Annotated in this window: 14 protein-coding genes; 6 read left to right on the top strand and 8 right to left on the bottom strand. The window is 71.5% G+C overall.

Annotated features, from left to right (window positions below; translation table 11 throughout):
* Positions 1–44 precede the first annotated feature (44 nt).
* The 3 genes from DXZ73_RS13030 (at position 45) to DXZ73_RS13040 (ending at position 3,214) form a co-directional block, all read left to right on the top strand.
* Positions 45–974: a glycerophosphodiester phosphodiesterase gene (locus tag DXZ73_RS13030; protein WP_116211160.1), complete on the top strand. Its 930-nt coding sequence runs from the start codon at positions 45–47 to the stop codon at positions 972–974.
* Positions 975–1,086: 112 nt separating this feature from the next.
* On the top strand, positions 1,087–1,662 hold the full coding sequence (locus DXZ73_RS13035) for a methylated-DNA--[protein]-cysteine S-methyltransferase (RefSeq protein WP_240351327.1): 576 nt from the start codon (positions 1,087–1,089) through the stop codon (positions 1,660–1,662).
* Positions 1,663–1,783: 121 nt separating this feature from the next.
* On the top strand, positions 1,784–3,214 hold the full coding sequence (locus DXZ73_RS13040) for a WGR domain-containing protein (protein ID WP_116211161.1): 1,431 nt from the start codon (positions 1,784–1,786) through the stop codon (positions 3,212–3,214).
* On the opposite strand, the gene DXZ73_RS13045 is transcribed toward DXZ73_RS13040, so the two are convergent.
* Together DXZ73_RS13045 and DXZ73_RS13050 are read right to left on the bottom strand one after the other, a co-directional pair.
* Positions 3,198–6,953: a caspase, EACC1-associated type gene (locus DXZ73_RS13045; protein WP_116211162.1), complete on the bottom strand. Its 3,756-nt coding sequence runs from the start codon at positions 6,951–6,953 to the stop codon at positions 3,198–3,200. The two genes, DXZ73_RS13040 and DXZ73_RS13045, sit on opposite strands and share 17 nt — an antisense overlap.
* On the bottom strand, positions 6,950–7,354 hold the full coding sequence (locus tag DXZ73_RS13050) for a hypothetical protein (RefSeq protein ID WP_116211163.1): 405 nt from the start codon (positions 7,352–7,354) through the stop codon (positions 6,950–6,952). The genes DXZ73_RS13045 and DXZ73_RS13050 overlap by 4 nt, the downstream gene beginning before the upstream one ends.
* A 219-nt stretch (positions 7,355–7,573) precedes the next feature.
* Here DXZ73_RS13050 and DXZ73_RS13055 point away from each other — a divergent pair, with 219 nt between their 5' ends.
* Positions 7,574–7,855, top strand: coding sequence for a DUF6343 family protein (locus tag DXZ73_RS13055; RefSeq protein WP_116211164.1), 282 nt, complete (start codon positions 7,574–7,576; stop codon positions 7,853–7,855).
* Between the two features lie 17 nt (positions 7,856–7,872).
* Here the strand turns inward: DXZ73_RS13055 and DXZ73_RS13060 are convergent, their stop codons facing one another.
* Positions 7,873–10,011, bottom strand: a complete 2,139-nt coding sequence (locus DXZ73_RS13060) for a tetratricopeptide repeat protein (protein ID WP_240351328.1) — start codon at positions 10,009–10,011, stop codon at positions 7,873–7,875.
* A 131-nt stretch (positions 10,012–10,142) separates the two neighbouring features.
* Here DXZ73_RS13060 and DXZ73_RS40275 point away from each other — a divergent pair, with 131 nt between their 5' ends.
* Positions 10,143–11,006 carry a hypothetical protein gene (locus DXZ73_RS40275; RefSeq protein WP_205519163.1) on the top strand — a complete coding sequence of 288 codons (864 nt, stop codon included), beginning with the start codon at positions 10,143–10,145 and terminating at the stop codon, positions 11,004–11,006.
* Between the two features lie 111 nt (positions 11,007–11,117).
* On the opposite strand, the gene DXZ73_RS13070 is transcribed toward DXZ73_RS40275, so the two are convergent.
* The 5 genes from DXZ73_RS13070 to rpsA form a co-directional block, all read right to left on the bottom strand.
* Positions 11,118–11,891: a hypothetical protein gene (locus tag DXZ73_RS13070; protein WP_116211166.1), complete on the bottom strand. Its 774-nt coding sequence runs from the start codon at positions 11,889–11,891 to the stop codon at positions 11,118–11,120.
* The gene (locus DXZ73_RS13075) at positions 11,888–12,202 is read right to left on the bottom strand and encodes a hypothetical protein (RefSeq protein WP_116211167.1); all 315 of its coding nucleotides are present in this window, start codon (positions 12,200–12,202) and stop codon (positions 11,888–11,890) included. Before DXZ73_RS13075 ends, DXZ73_RS13070 begins: the two co-directional genes overlap by 4 nt.
* Positions 12,203–12,322: 120 nt before the next feature.
* Positions 12,323–12,931 (bottom strand): dephospho-CoA kinase, encoded by a 609-nt coding sequence (gene coaE, locus DXZ73_RS13080; RefSeq protein WP_116211168.1) that lies wholly within the window; start codon positions 12,929–12,931, stop codon positions 12,323–12,325.
* 25 nt (positions 12,932–12,956) lie between these two features.
* A complete protein-coding gene (locus DXZ73_RS13085) occupies positions 12,957–13,901 on the bottom strand; it encodes a PAC2 family protein (protein ID WP_116211169.1) in 945 nt (314 codons plus the stop codon).
* A gap of 182 nt (positions 13,902–14,083) precedes the next feature.
* On the bottom strand, positions 14,084–15,592 hold the full coding sequence (gene rpsA, locus DXZ73_RS13090) for a 30S ribosomal protein S1 (protein WP_116211170.1): 1,509 nt from the start codon (positions 15,590–15,592) through the stop codon (positions 14,084–14,086).
* A gap of 439 nt (positions 15,593–16,031) precedes the next feature.
* Here rpsA and DXZ73_RS13100 point away from each other — a divergent pair, with 439 nt between their 5' ends.
* Positions 16,032–16,835, top strand: a complete 804-nt coding sequence (locus DXZ73_RS13100; RefSeq protein WP_116211171.1) for a class I SAM-dependent methyltransferase — start codon at positions 16,032–16,034, stop codon at positions 16,833–16,835.
* Positions 16,836–16,875: the final 40 nt, after the last annotated feature.

The raw sequence follows: 16,875 nt of genomic DNA on the forward strand, positions 1-16,875 counted from the left end.
TCCGCCCCCGTATCCCTCCCCGTGTCCCTGCGCGAGGAGCCCGTATGCGCGTCCGCCCCGTACCCGCCGTGACCGGTGTCCTCGTCTGCCTGGCGACGCTGCTGTTCGGGGTGCCGCCGGCGCGGGCCGCCGGGCGGATCCCCGTCACCATCGGTCACCGGGGCGTCCCGGTGCGGGCGCCGGAGAACACCCTCGCCTCGATCGACACGGCCGCCGGCCTGGGCGTCCGCTGGGTGGAGAACGACGTCCAGCGCACCAGGGACGGCGCGCTGGTCGTCCTGCACGACACCACCCTGCGGCGGACGACCGACGTCGAGCGGCGCTTTCCGGGCCGCGCGCCCTGGAAGGTCGCGGACTTCACCCTCGCGGAGGTCGAGAAGCTGGACGCGGGCAGCTGGTTCGACCGCAGGTTCGCCGGGGAGCGGGTGCCGACGCTCAAGCGCTATCTCCGGCGCGTCGAGCACAACCGCCAGCGGCTGCTGCTGGAGATCAAGGACCCGGAGCGCTACCCGGGCATCGAGCGGCAGCTGGTGGCCGAGCTGCGCGGCTGCGGGTGGCTCGGCCCGGCACGCGTCCGGCACGACTTGGTCGTCCAGAGCTTCGACGCGCGCTCCCTGCGGACCTTCCACGGGCTGCGCCCGGACGTGCGGACGGGCTTCCTGGGCGCGCCGAAGGCGGGGGACCTCCGGGCGTACGCAAGGTTCGCCGACCAGATCAACCCGAGCCAGCGCGGCGTCACCGCGAGGTGGGTGCGCTCCGTCCACGCGGTGAAGGGGCCGCACGGGAGGCCGCTGGAGGTGTCCGCGTGGACCGTCGACGACGGTGACCGGGCCGTCACGCTGGCCCGCATGGGGGTGGATGCGGTGATCAGCAACGCCCCGCAGGTCGTGGAGGCGGCGCTGGCCGAGGAGGACGAGCCTTCGACGCCGGGCTCGCCGTTCTCCTTCCTCGGGACGGCTCTGGACTTCCTGTAGGCGGACGGCACTTCCCGCGTGCGGGGGCCTTTTCCCCGGCCGTGGGGCGCTCCAAGGAGATGGCGGGAAACGCCCGTGGCCCGTGTGGCGGGAACGTTCTAGGCTGAGCCGTGTGACGGACGTGGAGCGGACGAACCCGCAAGCCGGGGCGCGGGAATGGGCCTGGACGACGGTGGAGGTCTCCATCGGGCCCCTGGGGATCGCCGCGACGCGGGAGGGACTGCTGGAGGTCGCCTTCCGGGCCGACGCGGAGAGGGAAGCCGAGGTCGTCGACCGGCTCACGCGCCGTCTCGGCACCGGCCCCGCATCCCCGCCCTCCGCCGCGCACGAGCTCCTCACGCAGGCGTCGGCCGAGCTGACCGCGTATTTCGCCGGCCGCCGCGAGACGTTCTCGGTGCCGCTGGACTGGTCGCTGACGTCGGGGTTCAACCGGCGGGTGCTGCGCGAGCTGGCCGCCCGGGTCCCGTACGGCACGGTGGTCAGCTACCAGGACCTCGCCGACCGCGTCGGTGAGCGCGGGGCCGCCCGGGCCGTGGGCGTGGCGATGGGGAGCAACCCGCTGCCCGTCGTGGTGCCCTGCCACCGCGTCATCGAGAGCAACGGCGGCCTCGGCGGGTTCGGCAGCGGGCTGGAGATCAAGAGGGCCCTGCTGTCACTCGAAGGAGTGCTCCCCGAGCCCCTTTTCTAGCCATTACGGGCTTTGTGCCCCTTTCCGCCCCGGGCGGTCGGCAATCGATTGTCAGTGGCAGCCCCTAGCGTTCCCGGCAGTTGGACCGGCCACCACGGCCGGCCCGGAGAGGGGGCGTGCCATGGCCGGGACCACGACGTATCTGGAGCTGTCGCAGGACGACGGCGCGGCGCACAAGTTCTACGAAGTGTCCGTCGACGGCACGACCGTCTCGGTGCGCTACGGACGGATCGGCGGTGCGGGGCAGGCGCAGAGCTCCACCTTCCCGACCGAGGAGAAGGCCCGGGCCGCCGCGGCGAAGAAGATAGGGGAGAAGGTCCGCAAGGGCTACGCCCCGGCGGTGCAAGGGCAGCGCGCCGCCCGCCCGGTGACGCGCCGTCAGGTAACTTCTGCGCCCTCCACGGCGCGCGCGGTCGCCCCGGTGCTCTGGCGGTTCCGCACGGGCTCCTCCGCGTTCGGCATCCACATCGACGAGGACCGCGCCTGGGTCGGCAACCAGTCCGGCGACGTCCACGCGCTCGGCCACGACGGCGAGGTGCTGGCCCACTACCGGCTGCCCGACGGCGTCAAGTGCCTGGTGGCGGACGACTTCTGGATCTACGCGGGCTGCGACGACGGCACCGTCTACGACCTTTCCTCCAAGCTCCCGTTCGCCGCCTACGAAATCGCCTCGGACGTCGACATCTTCTGGCTGGACATCCGCGAGGGCGTCCTCAACGTCGCGGACCGCAACGGCGGGCTGACCGTCATCGACCACGAGGACGAGCACCAGTGGTCACGCAGAAGCACCGGCTCCAACGCCTGGATGGTGCGCCGTGACGAGCACGCCGTCTATCACGGCCACACCGCCGGGGTGACCGCCTACGCCCCCGACGGCAGCGGCGAGCTGTGGCACACCGCCACCTCGGGCGCCGTGCTCTTCGGCTGGCAGGAGGACCACTCCGTCTACGCGGGCACCGGCCGCCGCGTCGTCCAGCGCCTGGCGAAGGCCACCGGCGCCGTGGAGGCCACCTACGCCTGCGACTCCGCGGTCTACTCCTGCGCCACCACCCCCGGCGGCTGCTATGTCTTCGCGGGCGACTCCGCCTCGTCCGTCTACTGCTTCGCGGCCGACGGCACCCGCCTGTGGAAGCTCGGCACGGGCGGCGGTTCGGCCCTGTCCATGCAGTATCTCGACGAGCGGCTCTACATGGTCACCACCGACGGCTCCCTGGTCTGCGTCGACGCCGGTGAGGCCGCCATCGCCGACGCCCGGTCCGGCAGCGTCCCCACCCCCGTGGACATCAAGTCGGCCGCCGCCGTGCCCACCTACACCCCCGCGGCCACGGTCGCCACGATCTCCACCGTCCCCGACGCGGGCATCGTGGTCGAGTGCGTCAAGGAGTCCGGCCGCGTCCGCGTCCACGCAGTCTCCCCCGGCCACGACCCCAGCTGGAACGTCCAGTTCCCCCGCCACATACGCCAGCCGGGCGCCCGCTACGTCGTGGACGCCCTCGCCCCCGCCGTCGGCGGCTTCTACCGCGTCCGCGGCGAGATCAGGCGCCTGGTCTGAGATCGCAACCGGCCGAGTCGTACAGCTGCCAGGCAGCCAGTCTGACCGCCGTGCCCTTGCCGGCGTCACCACCGCCGTCCAGCAGATTCCGGCGGCGCAGCATCAGGCGCAAGTGCCTCGCCGCGTCAGCGCCTTCCGACGGTCCCGGGTCGAGCAGAACGGCAGTGGTCCGGCCTTCCGACCGCACGACCGCGTCGGCGGTGTGGCCGTACACACTCGCGCCGAGCTCCACCTCGGCATCGGCAGATGCCGACAGTGTCCGGTACAGACGCCGGAGCAGCTCGTCGGGCTCGCGGCCGTCGTCGCCTCCGGCCGTCGCCCGGGCTGCTCGGACCAGCTCGGCCCCGACCCCGCCACGCCGCAGCCACAACTCGTCGTCCCCGACGACGATGAGGTGGGAGCGCGCACGAGTGACGGCGACGTTCCAGAGGTTGAGCTGCCGGTCGACCCAGCTGATCGCACCGGGGCTCATCCCTTGGCCGGCGACGAGCGAGAAGATCATGACATCCCGCTCACCGCCCTGGAATGTGTGCACCGTTCCCGTACGCACCCGGTCCTCGTACGGGCGCAGCCGGGCCCGCAGAGCGTCCGCCTGGGCCTTGAAGGGCGTGACCACCCCGATGGTCACCCCGGTGTGTGCGGGCAGCTGCTTCAGCAGGTGCTCGACGCTGGCGGCAACCTTGTCGATCTCGTCGCTGTTGGCCCACGATCCGCCGGACGACGGGCGTGCCGCGCGCCCGGGCACCGGTGCCCAGATCACCGCGGGGCGGTCGAGGGAAGCGCGGGCCCGTGTGTCGGTCAGGACGGTCAGCCGACCGTCGTAGAAGAGCCGGTTGGAGACTGCGGCGATGTCGGGGTGGCAGCGGAAATGCTCGTCGAGCAGCAGGCTGCCACCCGTCGCCCGTTCGCCTGCGTGGAAGGAGGAGTGGCGGCGGTAGGAGAGGCGGTGCTCTTCCAGCCAGTCGGAGCGCAGCCCGGCACCGCGCCGGATCGCTCTTTCCTTGTCTGGAGTGACCTTGGTGATATGGGGAAGCTGCATGGCGTCGCCGATGACCAGTGCGCGGCGGGCCCGGAAGAGCAAGGGCAGGACGTGCGGGATGGCACACTGGCTGGCCTCGTCGACGATCACCAGATCGAAGAGGGCCGGGGCCGTCGGAAAGCGCCGCGCCGAGAGGCTGGTCACCGCCCAGCCGCGCACGCCGGAGAGCGCCTGCCGCACCGCCGGCCAGTCGCTGTCGGGGGCGTTGCGGGCGTTCAACAGCCCGATGATCTGCGCACGCCCGGCGCTCGCATGCGTTCGCACGGCGCTTGCGAGGAGCTCCGCCGAGGCGTCCCGGACCGAGGCCTCGGCCTCCTCCAGCAGGCCGGCGAGTGCGGCGTCGTCCTTCCCTGCGCGCAGCCGCTCGCGCCGCGACCGCCACGCCTGCTCGGCGTCGCTGAACTCCGCGAGTGCCGAGCAGGTGTCCTGCGTGCCGTTCCCGTTCGGCTCGATGCCGAGGCCGCGCAGCAGTCGCCTGCGGCGCCATTCGCCCAGGAAGCGGGCTCCGGCAAGGCCTGAGGCCTTCCGCACCAGAATGCCCGGGTCCCCGGCGGAGGCGACCAGCGCGGCGAGATCGGCGACGGGCTGCCGCAACCGCCCGGCGTGCGCTTCGCGTGCCTCTCCTGCCCGCAGCAGCTCGCGTTCGATGCGCGCGGTGAGGGCAAGCTCCCCCCGCGCGTTCTCCCAGCGCTCGTTCGCCACATCGACATCCATCGCCGCCGTGGTGACGTTCCGTACGGGTGCGGGGAGAGTCAGCAGTTCACGCAGCGCCTGCTCTTCCTGAGCCATGTAGTCCGGCTCGCCCCCGGAGGGGCCGGTGCGTACGACGCTGCCGGGCGACAGCTGCTCACAGCGTCGCCACACTTCGTCGACCGCCTGGTTGTTGGTGGAGGCGACCAGCACGCGCTGCCCGTCGGCTACGGCGGTGGCGACGAGGTTGGCGACGAGCTGGCTCTTTCCGGTGCCGGGCGGACCGGTGGCCACCGTGAGGCGACGGGTCATCGCACTGCGCAGGACCTGCGACTGCGCCTCGTTGGACGGCAGTGGCGTCACGAGCCGTACGGACTCCGGATCCCCTTCGGCGGGCGGTTCGGCACGTTCTGCGGGGTCGGGCGAGAGCGCGGCGAGGGCCGTGGTCCTGATGAGCGAAGTCTTGCCGGATATGTAGTCCAGATCGGCCAACAGCTTCCTCGTGGCCCTGATGTCCCGGGGCGCGGCGAAAAGGACGGCGGCGTTGCGCGCGCCGTCACCCGGGGTCCGGATGTCGATCCGGTCGGCCAGCCGATCGGGCCTGGGTTCCTGGACGCAGGCGAGTTCGAACTCCTGCTGGAGGAGGTTGCGCACATCGACGGCCATCCGCTCGTGCTGGCCGGCGTGCCAGGTGGGCTGATAGGTCTCGCCGAGGTCCGCGGCCTGTTCCTCGCCCAGCCAGTCGTGGGCGAGCCGGGGATGGGGCAGCACGGGCCCATACGGCTTGAGGCACGTCGTGCCGCCCTCGTGCACGACTTCGACGCGGCGTACGAGCAGGGGGGCGAATCTGGGCGCGTTCCAGGGCCGTCCGCCCTTTCGGGGGCCGTGGAGGACCACTGCCGGGTAACCGGTCCAGAGATCGGCGTCCTGCTGGGCCACCGCTTCGATGAAGTCGGCCGCCCCGGGCGGCAGCGGGGCGCAGCCGTTGTCGTCCAGGTCCCCGGAGAGGAGGCGTTCCGGACCGTCCAGGCAGACGTAGGACGTCCCGTCGTCGTGCACGGACATGAGCGGGGTGTCGGCCGCGTCGGCCAGCAGACACTGCCGGTAGTAGTCCAGCAGACTGCCCCAAGTGGCGCGGGATCCGGACCCCTTGGCCGCCTGCTCCCGAGCGGATCCCGTCGTCTGCGGCCCGGTATCGGGTCTGCGGTGGAACGGCACCAGCAGCGGGGCACGACCCTGCGGACAAGCGGCGAGGACGATGCGGTCGTCGACGCCGTGGGCGGATTTGACGGGTATCTGCTGGGGGCTCTTGGCCCTCATCCGTCCGTTGACGTACTGAAAGAGGTCGTCCACCGAGACCTCGCCGGTGCCGTCCTTGCCCACCTTGCCCGTCCGGAGGGCCTCGACGACCTCTCCCGTGAACAAGGACGGCTCGATGCCGTCGGCCGTCTCAGCACCCGCGTAGGAGTCCTCGCCGGCGCGGGAGGAGGACAGCACATACACACCGCGGCTGGTCAGCAGCGCCTGCTCGCCGGATTTGGGGGCCTGCCGCGCGCTCCGGTCCGAGGTCCGCAGACCTACCGCGAAGCCGCCGCTCCGGCAGCAGTCGATCAGCGCGATCTTCTGCGGAGCCCAGCAGGACTCCAGTCGCTCGTTGACGAAACCCGCGCTCACGCCGGTCTCGGCCACCCGGTCGAAGTCGGTGTCCCTGGCAACGAAGTGGAACTCACCGCCGGCCTGGACGAGGCGGGTGCCGTGCCCGGACACATACAGCAGCGCCAGTTCGTTCTCCTCGCAGCTGTCGAGGAACTCGGCGATCTCGAAGCGCATGTCGTCCGCGGTGAGATCGGCGAGCGACTTCACGGACACGAACGCGCCGATGTTGCGGTCCTGGAGGACCTGGTGCAGCTGCCAGGTGTCGACCTGGGTGGACGGCAGCCGGCCGAAGCGGCTGTCGTCATAGGTCTCGTTGCCGATCAGCAGGGCCCTGCGGCGGATCAGCCGGGTCACTCGGCCTCGTTCCCTGTCTCGTCCTCGGCGGCCTTGTCCATGAACTCGCGGATGATCCGCTGCTGCGCCTCGTCGGGGCACGCGGGGATGGTGACGGTGCTGCCGCGGTGGGTGAGCTCGACCTTCCGCTGCCGCTCCGTCTCGCACCACTCCTTGATGGCCGTGATCAGTATCTGTGACACCGGTCGTGCCGCGGTGCCGACCGCGGCCCACAGAGCCACGTCACCGATGGCCCCACCCTTGTGGCCGTCCCCCGCGGATACGGCGGAATCCGCGAATCCGAGCGTCAGGCTGTCGATCTTCGCGAGCGTGTCGTGCAGCGCCCAGGTGAGACGTTCCTGGCGCAAGGTGTCACCACCGGCGAGCACCTCGATCCGCCACTCCTGCCCCTGGTGGTTCATGCGGTCCCCTCAGCGCTCTGTCCTCACCTGTATGCCGTACGGCATCAAATAAGCGAGCTTACGTCCGAACGGGCTGTGTGCGACAGGGCGTTATTCAGCCGAGGGCATAAGCTTCCGCCCGCGCTCCGCGTGGCGGCCGGGGACCGTCCGCTCCGCCGCCATCGGTATCCGTCACGGTGACGGGCATCGCGGGATGCTGATAGTGGGAGATGGTGTGCGATGCGTACCGGCAATGAACCCATGAACGCCCGCAGCCCCCTGCGGCTGCGGTGCGGGCTCGCCGCGTGGGGGCTCGCCTGGGCCGTCGCCGGGACCGTGCTCTTCGCGGTGGCCGGGCATCCGGGGTGGGCGGTGGCCTGCGCGGTGCTGGTGGTGGTGACCGCGGTGGATCTGGGCCTGGTCATCCGGCACATACGCCAGGGACCGCACTTCCAGCCTGGGCGGGATGTGCCGCCGTACGAACCGGTACGGAGCACACGCCGAGGGGGCGGCCCCCGCTAGGCCGGGGCCCCGTGACGTCAGCTCGCAGCCGGGAGGCCGAAGTCCGCACCGGAGATCTCGGCGAGCTCGCCGACGATGTGGAGCAGAGGGGCCCGCAGACCGGCGAGCGCCGCGCGCAAAGCGGGGGCATCCGCCCAGGACTGCTCATGGGCGACCGGGCTCGTGCCCTCCGGGCGCAGCGCCTCGTGCGCCGCGAGCCGCGGGTGCCACTCGCTGGTGAAGGGACGGAGAGTGCGATTGAGGAGGTCATAGGCGATGCCGTGCACGGTGCGGACACCCTTCACAGCCGGCTGGTCGGCGGCGAGACCGATGCTGTACTGCCGCAGCGTGGACCGCGTGAACTCGAACATCGCGTGCAGCGAACCGAGCGCCTCACGCAGGCTGCCGGATCCGGGAGCGAGCTCCTGGACACCGATGCGGGTGGCGAGTTCGACCTGGAGGTCGAAGGCGGCCATGCGCTCCAGCTCGCTGGGCGCGGCGTCCCGCTGCGTGGGCATGTACGGCCTCATCTGCGGCTCCCTCGTGCTCGTGCCGGTCACGCCGGGGCGTCCTCCGATGCGGTCCAGCGTAGTGCCGTAGGAGGTGCGCAGCGTCCGGAGCACGGCGTGGCGCAGCTGCTCGGCGCGGGCCGGTTCGGGGTCGTGGCGCAGCCAGGCGTGCAGGATCAGCGGGTGCGCCGCCCAGGCGCCGCCGCCCGCGGGGCCCAGGAGACTGCGGCCGTGGAGCTCGGCGATGCCCGCGTCCAGGCGGCGGGCTGTCGCGATATCGGGGACCGCCACCGCCGACGACAGGGCCCGTACCGCGTCGTCCCTGGTCAGCGGCGTCGGGGAGAAGGCGGCGGCGAGGCGGAGCACATCCATCGCGGACGGCCCCGCCGCGGGCACGTCACGGACGAGGGCCGCCGTCACCTCGGCGGGATAGCCCGTGGGCAGCACCCGACGCCGCGCGAGGACGTCGAGGAGGGAACGGCCGGGGGTGTGGAAGCGGTCGTGGAGGGAGGTGTAACCGTCGGCGGCGCCCGACGCCAGGAGGTCCAGGGCGAGGGGGTGCCCGGCGACGGCGGCGCACAGCGCCCGTGCCGCCTCCCGCTCCTCGGGGCCGGAGGGCGGGACGGTATGAGTGAGCAGCGCGTACGCCGCATCGGCGCCGAGCGGCGCCGGCTCGACGGGGGTGGCGAGCGCCTCGTACATCCGGCTGCGGGTCGTGAGCAGGGTGCGCCCCAGCGGATGCGGTGCGCACAGACGGGCCACCTGTTGCGTGGTGAGCCCACCGGGCAGGTCGTCGACGATCCAGAGGAACGGTTCTCCGATGTGACCGAAGTGGTCCTGCAGCCGTGCGACGACCTCCTCCGCGGCGCCCTCGCCCGACAGACCGTGGGCGGCGGCGAGCCGGCGAAGTCCCTTGTCGTAGGGGGCGTACGGAGCGCCGACGGCCGGGCCCGGGTCACGGGCGAGCCAGTGGATGCCCCCGGGGTAGGCCGCGGCGAACCACGTCGCATACTCCTGGGCCAGCAGCGTCTTCCCGATCCCCGCCGCGCCCCGGATCTGTACCGGGCGGGCGGCGGTGTGCCCGGTGGTGAGCGGCGCGGCGTGCCGGTGCAGGGAGCTGTGCACCTGCCACAGATACGGGAGCCGGCCGGTGAAGGCGGGAGCGGGCGAGGGCGCCGGGCCGGGCAGCCAGTACGGGGCGGGTCCGGTCTCCGTGGCGCCGATAGGGTCCGCGAGCGCGGAGACGTGGGCGGTCACGTCCTCGACGAGCGCGTCCAGCGCCACCGGCCCGGCCGGGAGCGCCCAGTGCTTCGCGTCGCGCAGCTCGACGGGGTGGATATGGTCCGCGGTCGGTTCGGGGTTGACGACCATGACGCGGCGCCGCGGGTCGCCCTCGCGCAGCCCCGCGAGGTACGCCACCGTCAGCTCCCACTGGCAGGCCTGCCGCTCGGGATAGGCGGCCGAGTAACAGGCCAGCAGCGCCTTGGAGCGGGACAGGCCGTCCCGGATCGCGTCGCTGATCCCCACGAACCCGGCGACGGTGACCTCGTCGACGAAGACGTCGAGGCCGGAGGCGAGCAGCCGGTCACGGAGCGGTGCGACGCGGTGGGCGTCACCGCGGCTGTAGCTGAGGAACACGTCCCAGGTCCGGGGGGTCGATCCCGCCACGCTCACGTCTCCTTCTCCCCGGCCGCGCGCCATCCCTCACCGGCTTTCCTTGCCGGATACCGACGGTGTTCGGGCCGATCCCCTGCCTCCCGGCGATCCCTAGCCTACTGTGGGGCTCGGGGAGGAAGATCATGCGACGGATGCGCAACGCCGCCGGCCGGGCCAGGCCGAAGCAGATCACGGTCCGGATGGCGATCCCGCTGCTCGGGGACATCACCGGGGTCTGGGAACCGGTCGAGGCCGAACGGAAGGCCGCCTGGGAACTGTACGCCGAGCTGGCCACACGGATCTCGACAGTGGAACTGGGGCCGGACGAAGGCTTCCTGAGAGAGGCGCTGTCCTCGTTCTACAGCCTCTTCGGCACCACCCGCGACATCCTGCGCCGCTACGGCCCCGATGTCGCCCCGCGGCGCGGCCCCGGCCAGATCACCTTCGGGGCGCTGGCCGTGACCGTCCTCAACCAGGCGCTGCGCCCCCTGCTGGCGACCTGGCACCCCCGCCTGGCCGCGTACGAGTCGCTGCGCCCGGCGGATGTGGACCCTGTCTCCTACGAGCGGGGCTGGGAGCACACGCCGACGCTGCGGGAGGAGGTCGCGCGGGTACGGGAGGTCCTGGTCGCCCTGGCGAACGCGCTGGCGGAAGTGGCCGGCTCGGCCGATCTGTTGCGACCGGCCACCATGCCCTACCCCCCCCCGGAGGCCGGACGGGCTGATGTGAGAGGCCGGGCTCACCGGCGTCGGGGCCCGCGCCCCGCCCTCGCAGCGGGCGGGGCCAAAGGTCACGCGGTGCGGGATCCGGCCGCGCCGCCGTCGCCTTCCGCCGCAAGGAACCGGCGGGCTTCGGCCAGATGCCGCTCGCGCTCGGCCACGGGCATCGCCTCCCATTCCGCCTGGGCGGCCCGCACCCGTTCGGTGAGCGCGGTGGCGTACGGCCCCACGCGCAGGGCCTCCCGCAAACCGATCCGCCCCGAAAGGACGTCCTGGGCCATTTCCTGAAGGATCTCCCCGGCGCCGCCGTCCGCCATTTCCCGGAGCGACCGCCGGAGAGCGCGTGCCTGCGCCCGGTCTCGGCCCGGAGCCAGGAACTCCTCGTGCCCGACCTCTTGTTCACCCATGGCCGCTCCCCCCGTCCCGGGCCTCCGGAGCGCTGTACGGCCGGGAGGGCGGCTGCGGAAACTCATCGAGCACGCCCGCCAATTCGGCGCCGATATCGGCGAGTTGTCCGTACACCGCGTCAATTCTCATCTGCAGCATGTTGACCGTCTTGGTCACCTCGCCCCACAGGTCGCAGATCCGCAGGATCTCGGTGGCCGCCAGGCCGTAGCCGACGCCCGCGCCCCACCCCGTCCAGGCCGTCAGCCCGCCCGCCGCCCAGGCGATGGCGGCCGTCGCCGCGGCGTCCCCGATCAGACCCATCAGCTGCGCGACGGCCTCACCGGTCATCGATACCCCGTGGGCGGCCACGAGGTATTCCTTGTGCATGGTCTCCAACGAGCCCTTGATGGCGCGCAGCTTCCCGCAGAGGGAAGCGAAATAGACATCGGCGGCCGCCGCGGCCTCGCCTTGCCATGCCCCGCCCAGCAGGTGGTTTCCGGACTCGATATTGGTGGCGAGCCCCTCGCAGAATCCCGCGAGGTTCGCCCACGCCTCGGCACTTCGCGCGTAGGCCTCCCAGTCCCCGGCGAAGTATTTCCTGCCCTCCTCCAGAGGATCGAGGGCGAGGGCGAAATCCAGCACCTTGGACATCCAGAACGACGGGCTGACCAGGTCCCCGGCGGCATTGAGCGTATCGATCGGGGAGGTGAACTCCTCGGGCGTGCCAGGGGGCCGGAGGCAGTCGGTGGGCCGGACCACGTCCCTGAATTCGGTTCCGGCGGTCACTGCCGCACCTTCCGGCGGGTGGCGTCCATCCGCGACGCCTCCCGCAGATCCGACGCCCGGTAGCCGTCGGCCGCCCGGTCGACCTCGTCGGCCGACTCCCGCAGGACGCGCTCCAGCCGCCCCATGGCCGCCGCCACGGTGTCCGCCAGGTCGCCGTGCAGATCGATGACCCTGGTCAGCAGGCCCTGCTCCATCGCATCGACGGCGCCGTGCCGCCGCACGTAGCCTCGCGCCTCGACCGCGTCGTCCGCGGCCCTGCGCAGCAGGGAGGAAAAGCCGTGCAGTCGCGTTGCTGAGACAGACAAGACCATGCGGGGGAGTTCGCTTCCGTAGCCGGGACCGGTTCGACGCGGCCGCATGCTAACGCACCACGCGCCACAGCCGCTGAACTCCCTCACCCGAACGGGGAGTTGACCGCCCCCGGGCCTGCCCTAGTCCGTGCCGTGCGCGGCGCGCTCCCGCAGCCGTGCCCAGACCTTCTCGACCTGTGGGGCCAGTGCCTCCAGCGGGCCGTCGTTGTCGATGACGAAGTCGGCGACGGCCAGGCGCTGTTCGCGCGTCGCCTGGGCCGCCATGCGGGCGTTCGCCTCGTCGGGGGTCATGCCCCGCAGCCGCACGAGCCTCTCGAGGCGGGTCCGCGTACCGGCGTCGATGACGACGACCAGGTCGTAGAGGGCCGCCAGGCCGTTCTCGGCGAGGAGGGGCACGTCGTGGACGACGACCGCGTCGGGCGCGGCCGCCGCCGACAGCTCGGCGGAACGCGCCCGGACGAGGGGGTGGACGATGGCGTTCAGCGCGGCCAGCCGCTCCGGGTCGGCGAAGACGACCGCGCCCAGCCGGGCGCGGTCCAGGGCACCTTCGGCGGTCAGCACCTCCGGCCCGAACTCGGCGACGACGGCCGCGAGTCCCGGCGTGCCCGGCTCGACCACCTCACGCGCGATCTTGTCGGAGTCCACGACCACCGCCCCGTAGGAGGCGAGCAGCCGTGACACCTCGCTCTTGCCCGCGCCGATTCCACCCGTGAGACCCACCGTCAGCATGGGCCCTACGGTAGCGGGCGGCGGTTCAGTGACCGCCGTCGCCCTCCCGGTCGGCCAGGAAACGCTCGAACTCGGCGCCCAGCTCATCGGCCGACGGCAGCTCGACGGGCTCGGCGACGAGATTGCCGCGCGTCTCGGAGCCGGCCACCGCGTCGTACTGGTGCTCAAGGCCCCGGACCAGGGCGACCAGTTCCTCGTCGCCCTCGCCGATCTGACGCTCGATCTCCTCCTGCGTCCGCAGCGCCTCGGTGCGCAGCGCGTGCGCGGCGTTCGGCAGGACCAGGCCCGTGGCGGCGGTGACCGCTTCGAGGGCGGTCAGGGCGGCGTCGGGGTAGGGCGAGCGGGCGACGTAGTGCGGGACGTGCGCGGCGACACCGAGGACGTCGTGGCCCGCCTCCGCGAGCCGGAACTCGACGAGCGACTCGGCGCTGCCGGGCACCTGCGCCTGGTCGAAGTAGCTGCGGTGGCCGCGCATCAGGTCGGTGCGGTTGCCGTGCGGGGTGATGCCGACCGGGCGGGTGTGCGGCACGCCCATGGGGATGCCGTGGAAGTTGACGGACAGTCGCACGCCGAGCCGCTCCACCAACTGCCGCACCGCGGCCGCGAAGCGCTCCCACTCCACATCCGGCTCCGGGCCCGCGAGCAGCAGGAAGGGGGCACCGGTGGCGTCCTGCACCAGATGCAGTTCGATCTTCGGGGCCTCGTAGGCGCTCCAGCGGTCGCGCTGGAAGGTCAGCAGGGGGCGGCGGGCGCGGTAGTCGACGAGCCGGTCGTGGTCGAAGCGGGCGACCACCTGGTGCGGCAGGCCGTCCAGCAGCCGGTCGACGATCAGTTCGCCGGTCTCCCCCGCGTCGATGTAACCGTCGAAGTGGTAGAGCATGACCAGGCCGGCCGTGTCCTGGGCCAAGGCCAGGTCGGCTACGGCGAGCCCCTTGGGCTCCCATTCGTACAAACCCTGCGGATCCAACACAGTGACCGCTCCTCCTCATGTTCCGTACGGGGGAACGCCCATGGAGGCCCGGCCCATTCCCGGTGGCCGGATGACGACACAGTGCGGACACACTCCGCGGGGCCGTGAGGGCATGAACAAGGCCCGCTCCCCCAAGGGGGAACGGGCCTTGTTCAGTCAGCTGTCAGCTGCCGGTCGGAGCCTCAGCTCTGGCCGCCGGCCAGCTTCTCGCGGAGCGCGGCGAGCGCCTCGTCCGACGCCAGGGCGCCGGAGTTGTCGGCCGACTCCGAGGAGTACGAACCGCCGGAGACGCTGCTGCCACCGGTGGAGGCGGCGGCCGGAGCGGCAGCACCCTCCGCGGCGGCCTGCTCGTCGGCCTCGCGGGACTTGATGACCTGCGCCTGGTGCTGCTCGAAGCGCTGCTGCGCCTCGGCGTACTGGCGCTCCCACTCCTCGCGCTGCTTCTCGTAGCCCTCGAGCCAGTCGTTGGCCTCGGGGTCGAAGCCCTCGGGGTAGATGTAGTTGCCCTGGTCGTCGTAGGACGCGGCCATGCCGTACAGGGTCGGGTCGAACTCGACCACGGACGGGTCGGCACCGAAGGACTCGTTGGCCTGCTTCAGCGAGAGGCTGATGCGGCGGCGCTCGAGGTCGATGTCGATGACCTTGACGAAGATCTCGTCGTTGACCTGGACGACCTGCTCCGGGATCTCCACGTGGCGCTCGGCCAGCTCGGAGATGTGGACCAGGCCCTCGATGCCCTCGTCGACGCGGACGAACGCACCGAACGGAACGAGCTTGGTGACCTTACCCGGGACGACCTGACCGATCTGGTGGGTCCGGGCGAACTGCTGCCACGGGTCTTCCTGCGTCGCCTTGAGCGACAGGGAGACGCGCTCGCGGTCCATGTCGACGTCGAGGACCTCGACGGTGACTTCCTGGCCGACCTCGACAACCTCGGACGGGTGGTCGATGTGCTTCCAGGACAGCTCGGAGACGTGGACGAGACCGTCGACGCCGCCCAGGTCCACGAAGGCACCGAAGTTGACGATGGAGGAGACGACGCCGGAGCGCACCTGACCCTTCTGCAGGGTGGTGAGGAAGGTCTGGCGGACCTCGCTCTGGGTCTGCTCCAGCCAGGCACGGCGGGACAGGACCACGTTGTTGCGGTTCTTGTCCAGCTCGATGATCTTGGCCTCGAGCTCCTTGCCCACGTAGGGCTGGAGGTCGCGGACGCGACGCATCTCGACCAGGGAGGCCGGGAGGAAGCCGCGGAGGCCGATGTCGAGGATGAGACCACCCTTGACGACCTCGATGACGGTACCGGTGACGATCCCGTCCTCTTCCTTGATCTTCTCGATGGTGCCCCAGGCGCGCTCGTACTGGGCGCGCTTCTTCGAGAGGATCAGGCGGCCTTCCTTGTCCTCCTTCTGGAGAACCAGGGCCTCGATCTCGTCGCCGACCTTGACGACCTCGTTCGGGTCGACGTCGTGCTTGATCGAGAGCTCGCGGGAGGGGATGACACCCTCGGTCTTGTAACCGATGTCGAGCAGGACCTCGTCCCGGTCGACCTTCACGATGACGCCGTCGACGATGTCGCCGTCGTTGAAGTACTTGATCGTCTCGTCGATCGCGGCGAGGAAGGCTTCCTCGTTACCGATGTCGTTGACCGCAACCTGCGGGGTGGTGGCGGTGGTCTCGGTGCTGCTCGTCATGTGGGTAAAGGCTCCGGTACGGACAGTGAGTCGTAGGTACTGCTACGCCGAGAACCCGTATCGCACCGCCGAAGCCGGACAGCCTTGGAGGCGCACCATCCGAAAACCTCAGGGGATCCGAAGATCTCCCGAAGGCTCTCGAAGAAGGTCGAAAGCGCCTCGACAACCGAGGGGACATACAACAAGTGCGAGCGCGACCTGCTATGTCTGAGGCGCGCAGGCCCGCAGCGCAACTTGTAGCATACGGGGGCGGCGAGGCACGGTCAATGCGCGAAGACGCACACCCGGGACGAAACCCCCATAACGGGCACAACTTATGTTTCGCGAGGCCACGAGGGGCCTGCCGCACCCCGTAGCTTTACGCTCAGGCGCCGATCGGGCGCATAGAAGATACGACAAACCTCGACGAACCACTATCGCCAAGGACACAGCGGTCCAAATGATCCATGAGTACGAGCCGGAAGCGACCCGGCGGGCCACCGGCGAGGCGGAGAGCAGCCGGGCCAGCCGTGGCTGGTGGGACCGCAACGCCGACGAATACCAGACCGAGCACGGCGCCTTCCTCGGCGACGACCGTTTCGTCTGGGGGCCGGAGGGGCTCGACGAGGCCGACGCGGCACTGCTGGGCCCGGCGAGCGGGCTCAAGGGGCTCGACGTCCTGGAGATCGGCGCGGGCGCGGCCCAGTGCTCCCGCTGGCTGGCGGCACAGGGCGCGCGGCCCGTGGCCCTCGACCTCTCGCACCGCCAGCTCCAGCACGCCCTGCGGATCGGCGGCGGCGTGCCGCTGGTGGAGGCCGACGCGACCGCGCTCCCCTTCGCCGACGGCTCCTTCGACCTGGCGTGCTCGGCGTACGGCGCCGTGCCCTTCGTCGCCGACCCGGTGCGGGTGATGCGCGAGGTGCGCAGGGTGCTGCGGCCCGGCGGGCGCTGGGTCTTCTCCGTCACCCACCCCGTGCGCTGGGCGTTCCCGGACGAGCCGGGCCCGGAGGGGCTCTCGGTGGCCGCCTCCTACTTCGACCGCACCCCTTATGTGGAGCAGGACGAGTCCGGCCGCGCCGTCTATGTCGAGCACCACCGCACGATCGGCGACCGGGTGCGGGACGTGGTCGCCGGCGGCTTCCGGCTGGTGGACCTCGTGGAGCCGGAGTGGCCCGCGTGGAACACGCAGGAGTGGGGCGGCTGGTCCCCGCTGCGCGGCCATCTGATCCCGGGTACGGCGATCTTCGTGTGCGAGCGCGACTGAGCGGGCGCTCACGGGCGCCGGGTTTTCCGGGGGCGCGCGG

This window comes from Streptoverticillium olivoreticuli subsp. olivoreticuli (genome assembly GCF_003391135.1).
In the GTDB taxonomy this organism is placed as follows: Bacteria; Actinomycetota; Actinomycetes; order Streptomycetales; family Streptomycetaceae; genus Streptomyces; species Streptomyces blastmyceticus.